The organism is Nonomuraea sp. NPDC048882, from assembly GCF_040649755.1.
Taxonomy (GTDB): Bacteria; Actinomycetota; Actinomycetes; order Streptosporangiales; family Streptosporangiaceae; genus Nonomuraea; species Nonomuraea maheshkhaliensis.
The window spans coordinates 175,044-192,159 of the sequence record NZ_JBEZGB010000002.1; the positions used below are offsets into that span (position 1 = coordinate 175,044).

At 70.9% G+C, this 17,116-nt stretch carries 17 protein-coding genes; 9 read left to right on the top strand and 8 right to left on the bottom strand.

The features are described 5' to 3' along the window. Positions 1-2: 2 nt before the first annotated feature. The 6 genes from AB0C27_RS05975 (at position 3) to AB0C27_RS06000 (ending at position 5,076) form a co-directional block, all read left to right on the top strand. Positions 3-575: a TetR family transcriptional regulator gene (locus tag AB0C27_RS05975; RefSeq protein ID WP_357838532.1), complete on the top strand. Its 573-nt coding sequence runs from the start codon at positions 3-5 to the stop codon at positions 573-575. An 83-nt stretch (positions 576-658) separates the two neighbouring features. Beyond that, positions 659-1,756 carry an aldo/keto reductase gene (locus AB0C27_RS05980; protein WP_357838535.1) on the top strand — a complete coding sequence of 366 codons (1,098 nt, stop codon included), beginning with the start codon at positions 659-661 and terminating at the stop codon, positions 1,754-1,756. Between the two features lie 83 nt (positions 1,757-1,839). Continuing rightward, a complete protein-coding gene (locus AB0C27_RS05985; protein WP_357838538.1) occupies positions 1,840-2,223 on the top strand; it encodes a YbaB/EbfC family nucleoid-associated protein in 384 nt (127 codons plus the stop codon). Then, positions 2,220-2,519 carry a hypothetical protein gene (locus AB0C27_RS05990; RefSeq protein ID WP_357838541.1) on the top strand — a complete coding sequence of 100 codons (300 nt, stop codon included), beginning with the start codon at positions 2,220-2,222 and terminating at the stop codon, positions 2,517-2,519. Before AB0C27_RS05985 ends, AB0C27_RS05990 begins: the two co-directional genes overlap by 4 nt. Before the next feature lie 84 nt (positions 2,520-2,603). After that, positions 2,604-4,394 carry a hypothetical protein gene (locus AB0C27_RS05995; protein ID WP_357838544.1) on the top strand — a complete coding sequence of 597 codons (1,791 nt, stop codon included), beginning with the start codon at positions 2,604-2,606 and terminating at the stop codon, positions 4,392-4,394. Position 4,395: 1 nt separating this feature from the next. After that, positions 4,396-5,076: a hypothetical protein gene (locus AB0C27_RS06000; protein ID WP_357838547.1), complete on the top strand. Its 681-nt coding sequence runs from the start codon at positions 4,396-4,398 to the stop codon at positions 5,074-5,076. Between the two features lie 13 nt (positions 5,077-5,089). Here the strand turns inward: AB0C27_RS06000 and AB0C27_RS06005 are convergent, their stop codons facing one another. Further along, entirely contained in the window at positions 5,090-6,151 is a 1,062-nt protein-coding gene (locus AB0C27_RS06005) for a 3-deoxy-7-phosphoheptulonate synthase (protein ID WP_357838550.1), read from the bottom strand. 325 nt (positions 6,152-6,476) lie between these two features. On the opposite strand from AB0C27_RS06005, the gene AB0C27_RS06010 reads away from it, so the two are divergent. The 3 genes from AB0C27_RS06010 (at position 6,477) to AB0C27_RS06020 (ending at position 8,850) form a co-directional block, all read left to right on the top strand. Continuing rightward, positions 6,477-7,430 (top strand): teichoic acid biosynthesis protein C, encoded by a 954-nt coding sequence (locus tag AB0C27_RS06010; protein ID WP_357838552.1) that lies wholly within the window; start codon positions 6,477-6,479, stop codon positions 7,428-7,430. Positions 7,431-7,488: 58 nt separating this feature from the next. Beyond that, on the top strand, positions 7,489-8,214 hold the full coding sequence (locus AB0C27_RS06015; protein WP_357838555.1) for a LuxR C-terminal-related transcriptional regulator: 726 nt from the start codon (positions 7,489-7,491) through the stop codon (positions 8,212-8,214). Positions 8,215-8,307: 93 nt separating this feature from the next. Further along, positions 8,308-8,850: a hypothetical protein gene (locus AB0C27_RS06020; RefSeq protein WP_357838557.1), complete on the top strand. Its 543-nt coding sequence runs from the start codon at positions 8,308-8,310 to the stop codon at positions 8,848-8,850. Here AB0C27_RS06020 and AB0C27_RS06025 read toward each other — a convergent pair. The 7 genes from AB0C27_RS06025 to AB0C27_RS06055 form a co-directional block, all read right to left on the bottom strand. Continuing rightward, entirely contained in the window at positions 8,810-9,706 is an 897-nt protein-coding gene (locus AB0C27_RS06025) for a glycerophosphodiester phosphodiesterase family protein (protein WP_357838560.1), read from the bottom strand. The genes AB0C27_RS06020 and AB0C27_RS06025 overlap by 41 nt on opposite strands. Before the next feature lie 274 nt (positions 9,707-9,980). Continuing rightward, entirely contained in the window at positions 9,981-10,886 is a 906-nt protein-coding gene (locus tag AB0C27_RS06030) for a sugar phosphate isomerase/epimerase (RefSeq protein WP_357838563.1), read from the bottom strand. Positions 10,887-10,895: 9 nt separating this feature from the next. Continuing rightward, positions 10,896-13,007: a PQQ-dependent sugar dehydrogenase gene (locus AB0C27_RS06035; RefSeq protein WP_357838566.1), complete on the bottom strand. Its 2,112-nt coding sequence runs from the start codon at positions 13,005-13,007 to the stop codon at positions 10,896-10,898. 232 nt (positions 13,008-13,239) lie between these two features. Further along, positions 13,240-14,469, bottom strand: a complete 1,230-nt coding sequence (locus AB0C27_RS06040; protein WP_357838569.1) for a trypsin-like peptidase domain-containing protein — start codon at positions 14,467-14,469, stop codon at positions 13,240-13,242. Between the two features lie 143 nt (positions 14,470-14,612). Next, on the bottom strand, positions 14,613-14,909 hold the full coding sequence (locus AB0C27_RS06045) for a hypothetical protein (protein WP_357838572.1): 297 nt from the start codon (positions 14,907-14,909) through the stop codon (positions 14,613-14,615). 190 nt (positions 14,910-15,099) lie between these two features. Beyond that, on the bottom strand, positions 15,100-15,765 hold the full coding sequence (locus tag AB0C27_RS06050) for a response regulator transcription factor (RefSeq protein WP_357838575.1): 666 nt from the start codon (positions 15,763-15,765) through the stop codon (positions 15,100-15,102). Beyond that, positions 15,762-16,934, bottom strand: a complete 1,173-nt coding sequence (locus AB0C27_RS06055) for a histidine kinase (protein WP_357838578.1) — start codon at positions 16,932-16,934, stop codon at positions 15,762-15,764. The genes AB0C27_RS06050 and AB0C27_RS06055 overlap by 4 nt, the downstream gene beginning before the upstream one ends. Between the last annotated feature and the right edge of the window lie 182 nt (positions 16,935-17,116).

Consider the following 17,116-nt stretch of genomic DNA (forward strand, 5'->3'; position numbering starts at 1 on the left):
GCATGCAACCCCGGCCCGCCAAGATCCGCGACGCCGAGGCGACCAGGGCCCGCCTGCTCCAGGCGGCCACGGCGGAGTTCGCCGCCCACGGCATCGCCGGCGCCCGCGTCGATCGCATCGGCGCCGCCGCCAACGCCAACAAGGCGCTGATCTACACCCACTTCGGCAACAAGGAGCAACTGTTCGACGCGGTCATGGACGCTCATGTGTCCCGCGTGCTCGACCAGGTGCCCTTCACCGCCGACGACCTGCCAGGCTACGCGGGCCGCCTGTTCGACTACCTGCTCGCCAACCCCGACCAGCTCCGCCTGGCCACCTGGCACCGCCTCGAACGCTCGGGCACCGGCCACGAGACCGAGGGGCTGCGCGCGTCGATGCGACAGAAGACGGAGTCGATCGCGCACGCCCAGGCCGAGGGGCGCGTGCCGGCCGCCTTCACCCCCGAGGACCTACTGGCCTTCACCCTGGCCCTCACCAACGCCTGGATGCCGACCAGCCCCGTCGCCGCCACCGGCCAGGACGTGCGGCAGCACCGCGCCGCGGTCGTGGAGGCCGTCCGCCGTCTCGTCGCCTGACCGGCCATTTCTGGACTTGCTAGTCCATTTTCTGATGTGCAGGCTGAACGCACCACATCGGAAAGAGAGGCACCGTCATGTCCATGGACCGCTACTACCTGCTCGGACGCTCCGGGCTGCGGGTCAGCCCGCTGGCGCTGGGCACGATGAATTTCGGCACCGGCGGCTACCACGCCGCCTACGGCAAGACCGAGGAGGAGGCCCGTCCGATCTTCCGCCGCTACCTCGAAGCCGGCGGCAACCTCATCGACACCGCCGACTTCTACACGGCGGGCGAGAGCGAGACCATCCTCGGCCGGCTCATCGCCGAGGCCGGCGTGCGCGACCGGGTGGTGCTGACCACGAAGTACACCAACAGCGTCGATCCCGGCGATCCGAACGCGGGCGGCAACGGCCGCAAACACCTGATCAGGGCAGTCGAGGAGTCACTGCGCCGCCTGCGCACCGACCACATCGACCTGTTCCTGCTGCACACCTGGGACCGCATCACCCCGGTCGAGGAGGTCGTGCGCACCTTCGACGACCTCGTCAGGGCCGGGAAGATCCGCCACGCGGGCCTGTCGGATGTGCCCAGTTGGTACGCCGCCCGCGCCCAGACCTACGCCGAGGCCCACGCCCTCGAACCCATGGTCAGCCTGCAACTGCCCTACTCCCTCGTCGACAGGGAGATCGAGCGCGAACACGTCCCCATGGGGCAGGCGCTGGGGCTCGGCGTCACCGCGTGGAGCCCGCTCGCCGGCGGATTCCTCACCGGCAAGTACCGGCCCGCCGGACGAGGGCTGGCCGGACCTGGCCGGCTCAGCGGCGAGGGGCCGGAGTGGTCCGAGCGGGAGTGGGGGATCCTGGCGGCGGTCGAGAGGGTGGCCGGGAAGCTGGGCGTGCCGATGGCCCAGGTCGCGCTCAACTGGGTCGCCACCCAGCCCGGCATCGCCGCGGCGATCGTCGGCGCGGGCAGCGCGGCGCAGCTCGACGCCAACCTGGCCGCGCTCGACTTCGAGCTGCCCGCCGACCTGCGGGCCGAGCTCGACCAGGCGAGCGCGGAGCCGGCTCGTTCTGTCTACCGGATGTTCACCAGCGGCTACCAGAGCCTGCTGGTCAATCCGGGCGCCAAGGTCGGGGACAAGCCGGACGGCTACCTCCCTGCCGTACGCAACTGGGTGGAGCGCTCCACCGCGTCTTAACTTCCGTCGATTCACCTGTGTGAAAACTTTTCACCTTTATGTAATGTGGTGTCAATTTCCTTCAGGAGGCGGACGGTGCAGCGGTGACGGGTGTGTTCCGAGCGACGGTCGAGGAGCTCGCGGGGCGGGTCGATCAGCAGGTCAGGCGCGTGCGGGAGGCGTACGAGGAGATCAACGCGATCGAGTCCACGGCGACCTCCCCCGACGGCCTGATCCAGGTCACCGTGGGCCCGCAGGGCCAGGTTCGCTCCATCGACCTGAACGCGCGCGTCTACCGCAAGCTGTCCGCCAAAGAGCTGGCCGACGCGCTCATGCGGCAGATCGACCGTGCCACGGCCGACGTCACCGAGCGGCGCCGGCGGCTGATGGAGCCGCTCATGCCGGAGGGACTGCCCTACGACCAGGTCTTCGGCGAGAACGTCACGCTCGACGCGTTCCTGCCCTCGCCCGTGGACGCGGGCGCGTGAGCGGCTACCACGTCCAGCCCAGCACGCTGCGCGGCCAGACCCGCCGCTACCAGGAGCAGCGCACCCACGTGGAGCAGGTACGCGACACCCTGCGCGCCGCCTTCGCCCGCGACAGGAACACCCTCGGCACGGACGAGTACGGCGCCGAGCTGGCCAAGAAGCTGCCCGCGATCGAAGTGGTCGTCTTCACGGCGTTGCAGGACCTCATCACCGAGCTGGACGACACCTCCACCGGCCTGCACACCACCGCGAGCGCCTACGAGCTGGCCGAACAACCGCGGCAGCCGGGCTCCTGACGCGACCATGAGTTTCGACGGGATCCTCGTGCCCGACTGGTACGGCGAGCCCAGCACCAGCTCGACGAGCGGCTGCACCGTCCGGTGCTCGGGCAACTGGAGGCCAGGTTCCGGCCCTACATGCACACCTTCGCCCGCGACCCCTTCGGAACCGGCAACGTCGGCATGCTCTCGGAGCGGGGTGTCAGGGACGTGGCCGAGATCGTCAGCAGCCAGCTCAGCCGGCGCGAGCGTACGCACACGGAGATCCAGGAGCTCGGACTCAACACCACGCCCGGTCACTACGACCGGCTGAACGCGCCGCTGGGCCGGTTCGAGCGGGCGTTCGTGGAGGAGCAGCTCAACCGGCCGGTCGACGCCGACACGCCGCTGCCCTGGCGCGAGGGTGGAACGCTGCACGACACGACGAGCAGCCGGTGGGCGCGCAAGATCAGCGACGCCGGCTTCCCTGTGGTGGACGGCGTCTCGGGCACCACGGCGAAGATGCTCACCGCGGTCAAGTTCCTCGACCTGGGCCCGGTGACGACCGATCGGTTCCTGGGCGCGCTCATGAGCTGGATGCTGCCGGGCCAGGACCACTCGCTGTTCGAGATCGCCAGGGGCGCGCAGATCGCGGACGTCGGCGGGCTGCGGCTGGATCCGCGCTCCAGGCCGGGCGCGGTGGACTTCTACCGGAGCCTGCCCGGCCTGGACCTGGCCACGCTGCGGCGGGAGATCCTGCCCGACGGCATGTTCCCGCACGAGTCCCGCTACGCCGCGAACGCCAGGGACGTCGCCGGCTTCTCGGAGACCCAGCACCCGGTGGTGCGCGAGACCGTGGACCGCCTCTGGCCGCAATTGGAGAGCGGCCGGGTCGTCGATCCCGACCTGGCCGCCTGGCTCGACCTCTCGGGCGTCGACCCGGCCGACCCGGCCGCCGTACGAGCGCTGAGCGATCGGCTCTCGCCCGCGCACGTGATGGCGCTGACCGTCTACACCAGGCACAGCCACTACCTGATCAACAACGTGACGCGGACCCAGCTGTGGACCGGCGGGGTGTCGGAGCCGGTGGTCAGGAAGGGCATGGTGAGCAAGGTCCACACCCTCGTGGGCAACTACCTGGACAACCTCGCGGCCGGGGCCAAGGCCCTGCCGCTGCCGCTGGCTCTGCGCCCGCTCCTGCACCTGGGCGAGGGCCACCTGAAGTCGGACTCGCCGCTGCACCCGCTGAGCGACGCCTACGTCGACGCGGTCCGCCGTACGGACGAGGCGAAGGGACGCTTCGAGCAGGCACGGGAAGCGGGCGACAAGCAGGAGGCCAGGCGGGCCGGCGACGACCTCAGGGCGGCCCGCAAGGACGCGAAGGCGGCGTGGAAGGCGCTGGAAGAGCGCCTCGGCGGGGTCACGCCGCGTCTGTGGGACGAGATGCGCTGGCACGCCGACATGGTGCACGACGCGATGGCGCAGCTCCCGAGGGTGGGCTCGCCGGAGCAGCCGGTGCAGGCCTACCGCGGGGACTGGCTGACGCCGGTGCACTCGCCCATCTACGGCTCCAGGCTGCACCCGTACGGGGTGGCCCGCGAGTTCCTCAGCGTCAGCATGCTGCTGGAGGTGGCGATCAGGTTCATGGCCGAGAACCCGGCCGGCGACCGCAAGGTCCTCGTGGCCTATCAGCTCACCGGACAGCAGGCCAAGGACATCTCGATCTTCTCCTCCTTCTCCGAGGACCAGGAGGCCGTCTTCCCGCCGCACTCGCGTACGCACCGGGTCCACGCCCCCGAGCTGACCGCCCGGCTGCGCGTCGAGGCGGACGCGCTGGCGGCGGACATGGTCGCCCGTGGCGTCATCCCGGAGGCGCCGCGCTCGTATGAGATCATCGTGATGGAGGAGGGCTGACGTGAGCGCCCCATGGGCCGAGCTCGACGATCGGGGCCTGCGGCTCTACACCCGCTTGCACCGGATGCTGCTCCGGCTGGCCGGGCAGCTGCCCGACGAGCTGATCAGCCGGGCCCGCGCGCTGCTGGCCGAGGGCGACCTGGCCCGCCTGCCCGACGCGGTGACGATCGCCGCGGCCGAGAGCGGGGTGCCGTTGACGGCCGCGGAGGTCGAGCTGCTGCGCGAGGTCTTCACCGCGCTCGGCCTCGACGGCGAGCCGGCGGCGGCCGGCGAGGTCACGCTGACGACCACCACTCCCGGCACCGGTCACACTTTCTCCCCCGACTCGGCGACGCCCCCGCGCGTGCCCGCCGGGATCGACCTGTCCGGCGGCGTCCCCAACGAGCTGGAGGACGACCTTTTCGACCTCACCGACCAGCTCGTGGTGGACGCGCTGAGCGAACGCCCCGGCGTCGTCGCGGTACGGCGGGCCTGGCGCGACGACTCGCCACAACCGCGCCGGGTCTTCCTGGTGGAGGTGGATCCGGGCGTGCCGGCCTGGGAGGCGGCGCTGGAGGGCCAGACCGAGGCGGAGCAGCTCGGCGAGAACGATCCGCGGGTCGAGGTCTACTGGAGCGGCGACGACCTGCCTCCCTACCACCGGGCCGCGATCGAGGCCGCGGCCCTTCTGTGGCGTCGCTGACGCGTGAAGAGGGTCAGCCGGCGTTCGCGCGGCGGGCGCGTACGGCCTCGGCCAGGACGTCGAGCAGGCGCTCCGTCTCGTCCCAGCCCACGCAGGCGTCGGTGATGCTCTGCCCGTAGGTCAGGGTCTCGCGCGGGCCGGGCTCCTGCCGGCCGGGCACGATGAAGCTCTCCACCATCAGCCCGGCGATCCCGGTGTCGCCGTCGGCGATGCGGGCGGCCACCTCCCTGACGACCTCGGCCTGCCGGACGTGGTTCTTGCCGCTGTTGCCGTGGCTGGCGTCCACGACCAGCCGCTTCGGGCGATCCGCCTTGGCCAGCAGGGTGAGGGCGTCGCGGACCGAGCCGGCGTCGTAGTTGGGGCCGCCGCGACCGCCGCGCAGGATGATGTGGCAGTCGGGGTTGCCGGTGGTGCTGACCACCGCGGCGCGGCCGTCGTCGTCGATGCCGAAGAAGACCTGCGGGTGGGAGGAGGCCTGCACGCCGTCGATCGCCACCTGCACGTCGCCGTCCGTGGCGTTCTTGAACCCGACGGGCATCGACAGGCCCGAGGTCAGCTGCCGGTGCACCTGGCTCTCCGGCGTACGGGCGCCGATCGCGCCCCAGGTGACGGCGTCGGCGATGTACTGCGGGCTGGTGGGCTCAAGGAACTCGCAGCCGACCGGCAGGCCGAGACTCAGCACGTCGAGCAGCACCGTACGGGCCGTGCGCAGGCCGCGCCGCACGTCGTGGCCGCCGTCGATGTCGGGGTCGTTGATGAGCCCCTTCCAGCCGATCGTGGTACGCGGCTTCTCGAAGTAGACGCGCATGACCACGACCAGGGCGTCGTCCATGTCCCTGGTGGCCTCGGACAGGCGGCGGGCGTAGTCGAGCGCCGCCTCCGGGTCGTGCACCGAGCACGGCCCGATGACGAGCAGCAGCCGGTCGTCAGCGCCGGTCAGCACCTCGCGGGCGGCGCGGCGGCTGGCGGCCACCAGCGCGGCGCGTTCCTCGCCCAGCGGCTGTTCCGTGCGCACCTCTGTCGGCGTCGGCAGCGCCTCGAACGAGGTGATGCGCAGATCGCTGGTTACGGTCATGGGTCGTGTCCCTCGTGCTCGACGGCGGTACGGCCCACGCCCAGATCTCCGGAACCGACCGCCTAAATGACGAAAAGCAGAGACGGGTCGTCTCTGCTTCGTGGCTCCGGATGATCAGTAAGTCAGCGCATGTGACTCTGGGCTCCACCCGGAGCCGGCACATAGCGCCAAAATCGACTGATCAACATGGCCCGAACGGTACCAGGGCGGTGCCGAGATCTCCAAATCAGCACCTTCGCCCCGGACCATGGTGTTGATCAAGAACGGACTCCCAGGTTGAAATGGGGTTGATCAAGTAATCACTTCCAGGTGAAGGGGACCGTGAATGACCTCCCACATGCCGGTGACCCGCAGAGATCTGCTCAAACTCGGCGCCGGCGCCGCCGCGACCGCCGCGCTGGCGGCGCGACCCGCCGCCGCCACCGAGGGCCGTTTCGACCTGACCGGCTCGTCGTCGCCGCTGATCTGGAAGAAGGACCTGTACGACCAGACCGTCCTGCAGTCGTTCGCCTTCGACAACGTCCACGGGCACATCTACACGCTGCAGTTGCGGAACGGCACCGGCCAGAACGCCGCGGGCAACCTGTGCCTGACCAAGCTCAGCCTCACCGGCACGGTGCTCGGTCACATGTACCTCATGGGCTTCGGCCACGGCGTGCAGCTCGGGGTCGAGCCGTCGGGGTCGTCGGCGTACCTGTGGACGGAGACCGACGGGGTGACCGAGAACGGCAGCGCCAGGGGCAGCCAGTTGGCCAGGTTCAGGTTCGCGGACGGCCAGACGCTGGACACGTCGTCGCCGGCGCTCACCAAGTACAAGCCGATCGCGAGCGCGGACAACACCACGTGCGCGATCGACCCGTCCAGAAACCGGCTGATCATGCGGTACCGGTCCGAAGGCGCCTTCCGCTTCGCGGTCTACTCGCTGCCGGCGCTCAAGGCGGGCACGGTCAGCGCGTTGTTCGACATCGCCCAGCCGGCGGGCCTTGGCGTCTTCCAGGGGTACGCGGCCTTCGGAAACTTCCTCTACCTGCTGACCGGCGAGGCCTACAGCGACGCCAACCCCGCGCCGGGCAACACGCACATCACCTGCCTGGACCTGCGTACGGGCGGGCAGGTCCAGCGGGAGCTCACCGAGGCGGGCAAGTCGCTCGACTACCGCGAGCCCGAGGGCATGGCGATCCAGATCGCCGCCGGCCTCCCGCGCCTGTGCCTCGGCCTGGCCTCGGGCGTCGAGAAGGCGCGCAAGGCCAGCATCTTCTACAAGAGCGCGATGGTCTGAGCCCGGCCGCGCGGGGTTCCTGCCTGGCAGGATCTGTGGGTGAGAGGAGGAGCTGAGCGTGGAGGAGAGCGTCTCGCTGGCCCGGCTGGCCCGCCGGCTGGAAGAGGTGGTGGGCGACCTGCGCGGCATCCCCGTCGAGGTCGAGCGGGTGGAGGACAACGACCTGGTCCGCCGGCTGATCGCCCAGGCCGCCGACTCGTCCCGCGAGCTGCGGGCCATGCAGCCGCTGGGCGCGACGGAGACGGGCCGCGACGAGCAGCGGAGCAGGCGTCACGTGCTCGACGCGCTGCGGCAGGGCCTGTCGATGCGGACGATCATCCATTCCAGCGTGCTGGACGACCCGCGCAAGGCGGCCAGGATCAGGGAGCTGCACGCCGCCGGCGATCTGCACCGCCTGATCGACGAGCCGATCCAGCAGTTGCTGGTCTTCGACCGCTCGGTGGCGTTCGTCCGGATCACCCCCGTTCCCTATGCTCCCGGCGCGCTGGTGATCCGCCAGCAGAGTCTGATCACCACCCTCATCGACCTGTTCGAGCAGACGTGGATCAGGGCCAGGGAGGTCACGGAGCCGGCGCAGCGGCTGACCCCACGCGAGCGCGAGGTGCTGGCCCTGATCGCGGAGGGCCGCTCCAACAGCGCTGTCGCCCGCACCCTGTCGATCTCGGAGGCGGCCGTCGGCAAGCACGTGGCCAGCGTGTTCGCCAAGCTCGACCTGCCGTCGAGCGAGGACGACAACCGGCGGGTGCTGGCGGTGCTGGCCTATCTGAGAGGCGCGGCCAGGTAGGGCCAGACCTACCCCGTCCTCGTGCCACCCCCAGCGCGAGCGTGGACGGATGACCGCTTAGATGGATCCATGCAACGAATGTCTGGTTTGTTGGTGGGTGCGATTTTTGGCGCGGTCTTCGTGCTCGTCAACGCGCAGAGCCCGTTGAGCGCGCCGGTGTCGCTCGTGCTGCGGGTGGCCGCCTGCCTGGCGGCCGCGGGCGTGATCGCCATGTGGTTCACGACGGCCAGGAAGGAGCGCTCGGCCGTACGGGAAGAGCGGCCGGGCGGGCAGGAAGAGCGGCCGAAGAGCATGTTCGGCCGGGGTTACCTGATCGTGGTCGCCGCCGAGGTCGTCCTGCTCTTCGGCGGGCTGCGGGTGATGGCCGCCATGGGGGCGCCTGCGCAGGCCAACGTGGGCTGGGTGGCGTTCGTGGTCGGCGTGCACTTCATCGCGCTGGCGCCGGTGTGGAAGGAGTGGGGCATCGCGGTGCCCGGCGTGGTGCTCACCCTGCTCGGCGGCGCCGGTCTGGTGCTGGCGGCCATGGGATCCGCCCTGGCGTGGGTGCCGTTCATCAGTGGCGTGCTGTCCGGCGTGGTGCTGCTGGGCGGGTCGCTCACCTTCGGCTGGCGGAACGTGCGGTCCGCGGCGCTGTGACCTCGTGGAGGCGGTCTGGCCTGTTGGTCATGATGCCGTCCACCCCGTACGAGACCAGCCGGCGGATGAGGGCCGACCGGTCCGCCGACCAGGTGTAGACCCGCATGCCCCGTTTGTGGGCCTTCCTGACGTAGCCCGCGGTGAGCCCGGCGTGCGGCACGGTCAGCCCGTCGGCGTAGCGGGCCAGCTCGGAGAGCCGATCGGCGGCGGGCTTGCCGAGCAGCGCGATGGGCAGGCCGGGCACCATGCTGTGCAGGACCCGCATCGACTGCCAGCCGAACGCCTGCACGGTCAGCCGTTCGGCGTTCCAGAGCTCGCGGGCGTCCTGCAGCTCGGCGGCCACCCGCCGGTCGATGTCCGGGCGGTGCGGCGGGTGCTTGACCTCCACCAGCAGCCTCGTGGCGGTGCCGCGTACCGACCGCAGGGCCTCCGTCAGCGTCGGCACTCCCTCGCCCCGGTAGCGCGGGGCGAACCAGGAGCCGGCGTCCAGGCGGCGGATCTCCGCGAGGGTGAAGTCCGCGACCCGCCACGGTGCGCGCCCGGGGAAGACCTTCTCCACATTGGTGGTGCGCTCCAGCGTCTCGTCGTGCATCAGCACGAGCCGGCCGTCCTTGGTCTGCTGGACGTCGAACTCGCACACGTCCGCGCGCTGTGCCCTGGCCAGGGCACAGGCCGCGATGGTGTTCTCCGGCGCGTGCGCGGCACCGCCCCGATGGGCGATGTTGTCGACGCGGCGCGGCAAGGCGAGAGGCGCAGTGAGAGGCACTGCGAGCGGCGCCGTGAGGGGCGAGGCGAGGGCCGGACTGGCGGTGAGGATCAAGGTGGTGGCGGCGGCGACGCCGAGCGAGCGGTACATGGTCCTCCCCAGGCGTGCTCCCGCATGTCGAGTTATGCGGAAATGTGCCCAGAAAGGGGTCAAAGACCGCTTTCAGCGGAGGTCAGCACGAAAATTTGGGACAGAGGAGACGAGCCACCGGTCGGCCCCGCCCGCGGCGGGACCGCGACGCACCGAGCCCCGCCCGTGGCGCCGGCCAGGAATGCGGGCCAGGAATGCGGGCCAGGAATCGGGCTCGCCGCACACGCCGAGCCCGGCCCGCGGTGCGGACCGGGCTCGGGTCGATCAGATCGGATCAGAACCGCAGTTTGCGCAGGTAGCGGTAACCGATCTCCGCCGTACGCCGTGGCGTCACGTCCGGACTGTCGTTCTCCACGATGTACTCCCGCACCTGGTGGGCGTCGAACACCCGGCGGAAGTCGATCGTCCCGGTGCCGAGGTCGGCGTGGTCGCCGTCGAGGTGCCGGTCCTTGACGTGGTACTGCAGCACGCGCTGCGGCGCCCTGCGGATCACGTCGATGGCGAACTTGATCGGGTCCCTGGCGCCGCGCCCGACGCCGCCGGTGACCGCCCAGTAGATGTCGATCTCCAGGTGGACCAGGCGCGGATCGAGCTCACGGGTGAGCACGTCCCACGGCGTCACGCCGCCGCCGAGGTCGGTGGTGAACTCGTGGGCGTGGTTGTGGTAGCCGTACCGGAGCCCGGCCGAGCGGGCGACCCGCGCCTCGACGTTCATCCGCTCGGCCCAGCCCTTCCACTCGTCCAGGCTGTTGGACTGCAGGAATGGCACGACCATGTACGACTGACCGAGGGTCAGCGCGTTCTGGATCTTCGTGTCCAGGGCGGCGTCGTCGGGACTGATGCCGTCGTGGCTGGAGGTGGCGCTGATCCCGAGCCCGTCGAAGAACGTACGCAGCTGCTGCGCCGTCCGCCCGAAGTAGCCGAGCGCGACCTCGACCTTCGGGTAGCCGATCTCGGCCAGGTAGGCCAGCGTGGTGTCGTAGTTCTGGGCGAGGTCGGCACGCACCGTGTAGAGCTGCATGCTGATCTGGCCCGGCGGAACGCGTCGCTTGGGGTGATGGTGGTGGTGCGGTGGCGTGGCCGCGGCGGCGGCGGGGGACGCGGCGGCCAGCGCGGCCGCCCCGAGCCCGAGGCCCGCGGCGAGCAGGGAGCGTCTGCTCGGCTCGTAGCCGTAACACATGGTGATCTCCTAACTCGTGGGCTGGAGCACGACCTCGGTGCTGCCGGTCAGCCCCGGCAGGTCGCCGGTGCCGGGGTCGGTGTAGGTGGCGACGAAGACGCCGGTCAGCTCGTCGTTCTCGGGGTCGTGGCCGCTCGGCACGGTGGTCTGGATCGAGCCCGTGCAGCCGCGCGCCGTGGTCTGCGGATGGCCGTGGTCGTCGTGACCGAGGATGTAGTTCACGGCCACGTTCGCGCAGTTCACCGGCTGGTCGTCGGTGACGCGTACCTCGAACTCGATCAGGTCGCCGAAGCGGAACGGCTGCCCCGCGACGGGACTGACCAGCTCGACGACCGGGACGGCGTTGCCGATGACGATCCGCACCGACGTGGAGGCGGACATGCCCGCGTCGTCGGTGACCTTGAGGGTGGCCTGGTAGAGGCCGTTCTCGCGGTAGGTGAACGACGCCGAAGAGCTGCGTGAGTCGACCCTGCCGTCGGCGTCGAAGTCCCACGCGTAACGGAGCCGGTCGCCGTCGGGATCGCTGGTACCGGTGCTGGTGAAGGCGACGGTCAGCGGGGCGAGCCCGCCCGTCACCGACGCCTGCGCCGCCGGGATCGGCGTGCGGTTGCCGGTGTGGCCGGTGAAGTCGATCCTGGCCAGCTGGGCGTCCGGGTTCTCGCTGAAGAAGCCGTCCCCGTACTCCAGCACGTAGAGCGCGCCGTCGGGGCCGAACTCCATGTCCATCGGGTTGTCGAAGACGATCGAGGGCAGCACGCTCTCGATCCGCTGTCCACGGTCGAACATCGCCTTGACGTAGTCGCGGGTCCACTCGTAGAACAGCGGGACGCCGTCGTAGTACTTCGGCCAGGCCACGGCGCGGGGTCCGCGGGTGTCGGCCGGGTCGAAGTCGTAAGCGGGCCCGCCCATCGGGCCGATCCCGCCGGTGCCCAGCGCGGGGAACTCCGCCGACGCCCCGTACGAGTACCAGACGTCCGGCTGCGTCACCGGCGGCAGCCGGCGCAGCCCGGTGTTGTGCGGCGACTCGTTCACCGGTGCCGCGCAGTCGAAGGTGGCCCCCGACGCGCCGGTGCCGAAGTCGTAGTCCACGTACGGCAGCCGCGCCGTCGCGCAGTACGGCCAGCCGTAGTTGCCCGCCCTGCGGATCGTGGTCCACTTGCCGGTGCCCGACGGGCCGCGCTGCGGGTTGGCCTGCTGCTGGTCGGGCGAGTAGTCGCCGACGTACAGCTCGCCGGTGCGGCGGTTGAGCTCGATGCGGAACGGGTTGCGCAGGCCCATCGCGTAGATCTCCGGCCTGGTGTTCTTCGTGCCCGGCCGGAAGAGGTTGCCGTGCGGGATCGAGTAGGAGCCGTTGTCACGGGGCTTGATGCGCAGGATCTTGCCGCGCAGGTCGTTGGTGTTGCCCGAGCTGCGCTGGGCGTCGAACGCCGGGTTGCGGTCGGCCCGCTCGTCGATCGGGGTGAAGCCGTCGGAGAAGAACGGGTTCGTGTCGTCTCCGGTGGACAGGTACAGGTTGCCCGCGGCGTCGAAGACGATGTCACCGCCGACGTGGCAGCAGATTCCGCGATCCACCGGCACGTCGAGGATGCGCTGCTCGGTGCGCAGGTCGATGGTGCTGCCGCTCCAGCGGTACCGCGAGAGCCGGATCAGGCCCTTGAACGGCGCGAAGTCCTCCGGAGTCCCGGTGAACGGGGCGTCGCCCTCGTTGACGTCCGGGGTGGTCGGGTCGTCGACGGGGGTGTCGAGCGGTGGCGAGTAGTAGAGGTAGATCCAGTCGTCCTTCTTGGAGCCCTTGCCGAAGCCCGGGCTGAGCGCGATGCTCTGCAGGCCCTCCTCGTCGTGCTGGTAGACGTCGAGCCTGGCGGCGAGCGTGTTGAGCCCCGTCTTGGGGTCGTGTAACCAGACCTCGCCGGGCCTGGTCGTGTGCAACACCCTCGAATCGGGTAACACCGCCAGGTCCATGGGCTCACCGGGGTTGTCGTTGAGCGTCACCTTCTGGAACTGACTGTCGGGCGGCGGGGCCGCGGCGCCCGAGGGCGCGCCGGCGTCGGCGGCCAGTGCGGCCTGCGGCATGAGGATCGCCGCAGCAGTCAACGCCGCGATCGTGCTTCTCACTCGCATGCCTCTCTCCTTCGGTTTACTCGGGGGGATAAGAGAGGGCAAAGTAACGTGAATGTAACCCGAGTTTCGCCGATCGACGAGGGCCTAATCGCCACGGATCGGGCATCTTTCGCGGATCATCGCCCTAAGTGCCGACGCGAACGCGGATCGCCCCCTGCCCGCGGCCGGCGGACAGAGGGCGATCGAGGAGCGAGGGCGGCGGGCGGGCGGCGGTCGTGGAGCGTGATCCGGGTTAGTTCTTCTTCTCCTGCATGGTGACGGTCACCGTGCTCTCCTTGCCGTTCCGCAGGTAGGTGATCTCGACCTGCTGGCCGACCTTGTAGCCGCGTACCTGGCCGACGACCGTGTCGCCGCCCTGGACCGGCGTCGCGCCGATCTTGGTGATCAGGTCGCCCTCCTTGAGCCCGGCCTTCTCGGCCGGGCTGCCCGCCGTGATCTGGCGGACGAGCGCGCCGGACACGTCGCCGGCGGCGTCGGTGACGCTGACGCCGAGGTACACGTGGCTCACCGTCCCCTTGCTGATGAGCTGCTCGGAGACGTGCTTGGCGGTGTTGACCGGGATGGCGAAGCCCAGGTTGACGCCGTCGGCGGCCACCGCGCTGTTGATGCCGACGAGTTCACCCGCGGCGTTGACCAGGGCGCCGCCTGAGTTGCCCGGGTTGATCGCCGCGTCGGTCTGGATCATGCCACCGAGCGTGGTCGTCTCCTCCTGGCCCTGCTGCCGGCCGCCCCAGCCCGGCGGGAGCTGCTGCTCGTTCGGGGCGTTGCCCGAGGTCACGGTGCGGTCGAGCGCGCTGACGATGCCCGACGTCACCGTCCCGTCCAGACCCAGAGGGCTGCCGATGGCCAGCACGTCGTCACCCACCTTGAGCTGGTCGCTGTCGCCGAGCGCCACCTTGGCCAGCCCCGAGACGCCCTCGGCCTTGATCACGGCCAGGTCGGTGGCCGGGTCGGTGCCGAGCACGGTGGCCTTGGCCGTCTTCCCGTCGTTGAACTTCACGGTCAGGCCGGAGTTCTGCCCGGACACGACGTGGTTGTTGGTCAGGATCTGGCCGTCCTCCGACAGCACCACGCCCGAGCCCTCGCTCGACTGCCCCTGGATCATCACCACGGACGGCTGCACCTTCGCCGCCACCTGCGCGACCGTGTACTGGTCGGAGGCGGTGTGGAACACCGGGCTCGGGTTGGCCGGCGTGGCGGTCACCACCGCCGGTGCGCCTCCTCCCGCGAGGGACGCGCCCACCGCGCCGCCGCCCAGCGCCGCCGCCGACATCGCGGCGACGGCGGCCAGGGCGAGGCCGGCGATCGCCTTGCGGGTCAGCACGAAACCGGTCCTCGGTGGCGCCGGCGGCATCGGCGGAGGCGGAGGCAACGGGCTCGTCGGCCGGGTGAACCCTCCGGCGGTGGGCGGCCTGTCGCCGAACTGGCTCCAACCGCCGGTGCGCGGCTCGTTCGCGTCCATGTCATCTCCTAGTGTCCCGAGGACACCAGGTTGCTCAACACGAAGTAAATCCTCGCTAAGCGGACGATCTCCCGGCCGCTGCGGCCCTGACACCTGCCTTATCGCCCCTGGCAGCGGCGATGCGTCACCGCCGGAAAAAAAATCTAGGGCGCGGTGTCGCAGTACGGCCCAGGCGGCACCCCCGGCGCGGTGAACGACAGGCACATCACGTCGCCGGGGACCAGCGGCGGGTAGGGCTCGTACCAGCCCTGGACGTAGTCCTCCCCCGTGAAGTGCGTGAGGTTGCCGGTGACCGGCGTGCCGTTGACCGTGGCGTCCACCGCGAGCGTGACAGGCCGCGGTCTGATCGTGAAGGCGAAGCGGCCGTCGTCGAGGCCGGCGCACACCTGGGTCTCGGGCAGGCACACGGGCACGTCCGCGCGGGCGGGCGGGGCCGCCATGAGGAGGGCGAGCGGGACGGACAGTCCCAGGAGGAGGCGGGTGATCGGTTCGGCGTGGATGGCGCGCTCCCGTCGGTCGCGTGATCGTTCGCGGGTCTCGCGAAGCGATCTGACCCTAACCCGATCACCAGGTCAGGTCCACAGGTGAAGATCCCGGTCCGGCTCGCCGGGCACCGCCGGCCCTGAGGGCTCAGGCGGGCTCGCCGGGGACCGCCAGCCCCGTCTCGTACGCGACGATCACCGCCTGGACCCGGTCGCGCAGCCTGAGCTTGGTCAGCACGTTGCTGACGTGCGTCTTGACCGTGTGCTCGCTGACCACCATCTCCCGCGCGATCTCCGCGTTCGAGAGCCCGCGCGCGATCATCCGCAGCGTCTCCCGCTCGCGCCCGGTCAGCACGGCCAGCCGCTCCGAGGGCGGCACGGCGGGCCTGGGCGCTCTTGAGGTGAAGTCGGCGATCAGCCGCGTGGTGACCGAGGGGGCGAGCAGCGACTCTCCGGCCGCGACCACCCGTACGGCGTGCACGAGGTCGTCCCTGCGCACGTCCTTGAGCAGGAACCCGGCGGCGCCCGCCCGCAGCGCGTCGTAGACGTAGTCGTCCAGGTCGAACGTGGTCAGCATGAGCACCCGGCAGCCGCCGTCCGCGCACACGATCCTGGCCGCCTCGATGCCGTCCATGACGGGCATACGAATGTCGAGCAGGAGCAGGTCGGGGCGGTGCTCGCGGACGGCGGCGACGGCCTGCGCCCCGTCCCCCGCCTCGGCGACGACCTCGATGTCCGGCTGGGCGTCCAGGATCATGCTGAATCCGGCGCGTACCAGCTCCTGGTCGTCGGCCACCACCACGCGGAGCGTCATGACGCCGCCAGCGGGAGCAGGACGCGCACCCGGAAGCCGGGCCCGTCCTCGCGCGGGCCGGCCACGGCGCTGCCGCCGCAGGCCGCGGCGCGCTCGCGGATGCCGATCAGGCCGTTGCCTCCTGAGGGCAACTCCTGGTCCCGGCCGCTCGCGGCGGGACCTCCGTCGTCGGTGATGTCGATCATGAGTGCGTGGTCCTGCCAGGCGAGGGCGATGCGGGCGCGGGCGGCGCCCGCGTGCTTGACGATGTTGGTGAGGGCTTCCTGGGCGATCCGGTATGCGGCCACCTCCGCGTCGGGCGACAGCGCCCCCGGCTCACCGGACGTGGAGCAGGTGACGTGCACCCCGGCGGCCCTGACCTGCTCGGCCAGGGCGGGCAGCGCGGCGATGGTCGGCTGGGGCCCGCGTGGCCCCTGCTCCTCCTTGAGCACGTTCAGCATGCGGCGCAACTGGTCCATGGCGTCGCGCCCGGCGGCGGCGATGGCGTCGAAGGCGGCCACGGCCCGGTCGGGGGCGGCGGCCACCGCGACCGGCCCGGCCTCGGCCTGGACCACCATGACGCTGACCGCGTGGGCGAGGATGTCGTGCATGTCGCGGGCGATCCTGGCCCGCTCCCGCTCGGCGGCCCGCTCCGCCTCGGCCTCGCGCTCACGGGCGAGCTGAGCGGCGCGCTCCTCCAGCGCGGCGGTGTGCGCGCGGGAGGCGGCCGCGGCCCGGCCGATGGCGTACGCGGCGACGAAGAGCACGATCCCGCGCAGCGCGGTCTCGGACGAGCCGACGACGAGCAGGCCGCCGGAGATCGTGACGACGAACATGAGCCGGCGGATCCACCGGGTGCTGTGGGCCGCCACGGTGTAGAAGGCCACCAGGCTGCCGTACCAGACGGGCTGGCGCACCACCTCGTCCACGAAGTCGTAGCAGCCGGTCGGGACGAGCACGCCCAGCAGCACGGCCACGGGCGCACGGCGGCGCCAGATCAGCGGGATCGACGCGGCGATCACCACGGTGTAGCCCCACCAGTGCCACGGCCGGCCCCACGGGTTGTCCGCGCTGACGAACGGCCACAGCTGCGCGGCCAGCACGAGCGCCGCGAGCGCGCCGTCAACCAGCATGGGGGGCAGCGTGGCCACCCAGCCGCGGAGCCGGATGACATACCGCGGTTCGGTCATAACGCCCCATTTTGCCCGTCCGGCCGGGAAGACGGATCCAGCACTCATGGTGCGACATCCTCCTCGCGGGCCGGGGGAAGGGCATCGCCGGTGAGAGGGATCTGGCGGCTCCCTCTCAGAGGCGAGGACGAATGGGTCGTACCGGCGATCCGCGGAGGGGGGTGCGCCCAGCAGGCTTGCCA

Excerpts from the sequence above, each read along its gene's own strand:
- AB0C27_RS05975 (WP_357838532.1), top strand. The coding sequence starts at position 3 with ATGCAACCCCGGCCCGCCAAGATCCGCGACGCCGAGGCGACCAGGGCC.
- AB0C27_RS05980 (WP_357838535.1), top strand. The coding sequence starts at position 659 with ATGGACCGCTACTACCTGCTCGGACGCTCCGGGCTGCGGGTCAGCCCG.
- AB0C27_RS06005 (WP_357838550.1), bottom strand. The coding sequence starts at position 6,151 with ATGACCGTAACCAGCGATCTGCGCATCACCTCGTTCGAGGCGCTGCCG.
- AB0C27_RS06010 (WP_357838552.1), top strand. The coding sequence starts at position 6,477 with ATGACCTCCCACATGCCGGTGACCCGCAGAGATCTGCTCAAACTCGGC.
- AB0C27_RS06025 (WP_357838560.1), bottom strand. The coding sequence starts at position 9,706 with ATGTACCGCTCGCTCGGCGTCGCCGCCGCCACCACCTTGATCCTCACC.
- AB0C27_RS06030 (WP_357838563.1), bottom strand. The coding sequence starts at position 10,886 with ATGTGTTACGGCTACGAGCCGAGCAGACGCTCCCTGCTCGCCGCGGGC.
- AB0C27_RS06035 (WP_357838566.1), bottom strand. The coding sequence starts at position 13,007 with ATGCGAGTGAGAAGCACGATCGCGGCGTTGACTGCTGCGGCGATCCTC.
- AB0C27_RS06040 (WP_357838569.1), bottom strand. The coding sequence starts at position 14,469 with ATGGACGCGAACGAGCCGCGCACCGGCGGTTGGAGCCAGTTCGGCGAC.
- AB0C27_RS06045 (WP_357838572.1), bottom strand. The coding sequence starts at position 14,909 with ATGGCGGCCCCGCCCGCCCGCGCGGACGTGCCCGTGTGCCTGCCCGAG.
- AB0C27_RS06050 (WP_357838575.1), bottom strand. The coding sequence starts at position 15,765 with ATGACGCTCCGCGTGGTGGTGGCCGACGACCAGGAGCTGGTACGCGCC.
- AB0C27_RS06055 (WP_357838578.1), bottom strand. The coding sequence starts at position 16,934 with ATGACCGAACCGCGGTATGTCATCCGGCTCCGCGGCTGGGTGGCCACG.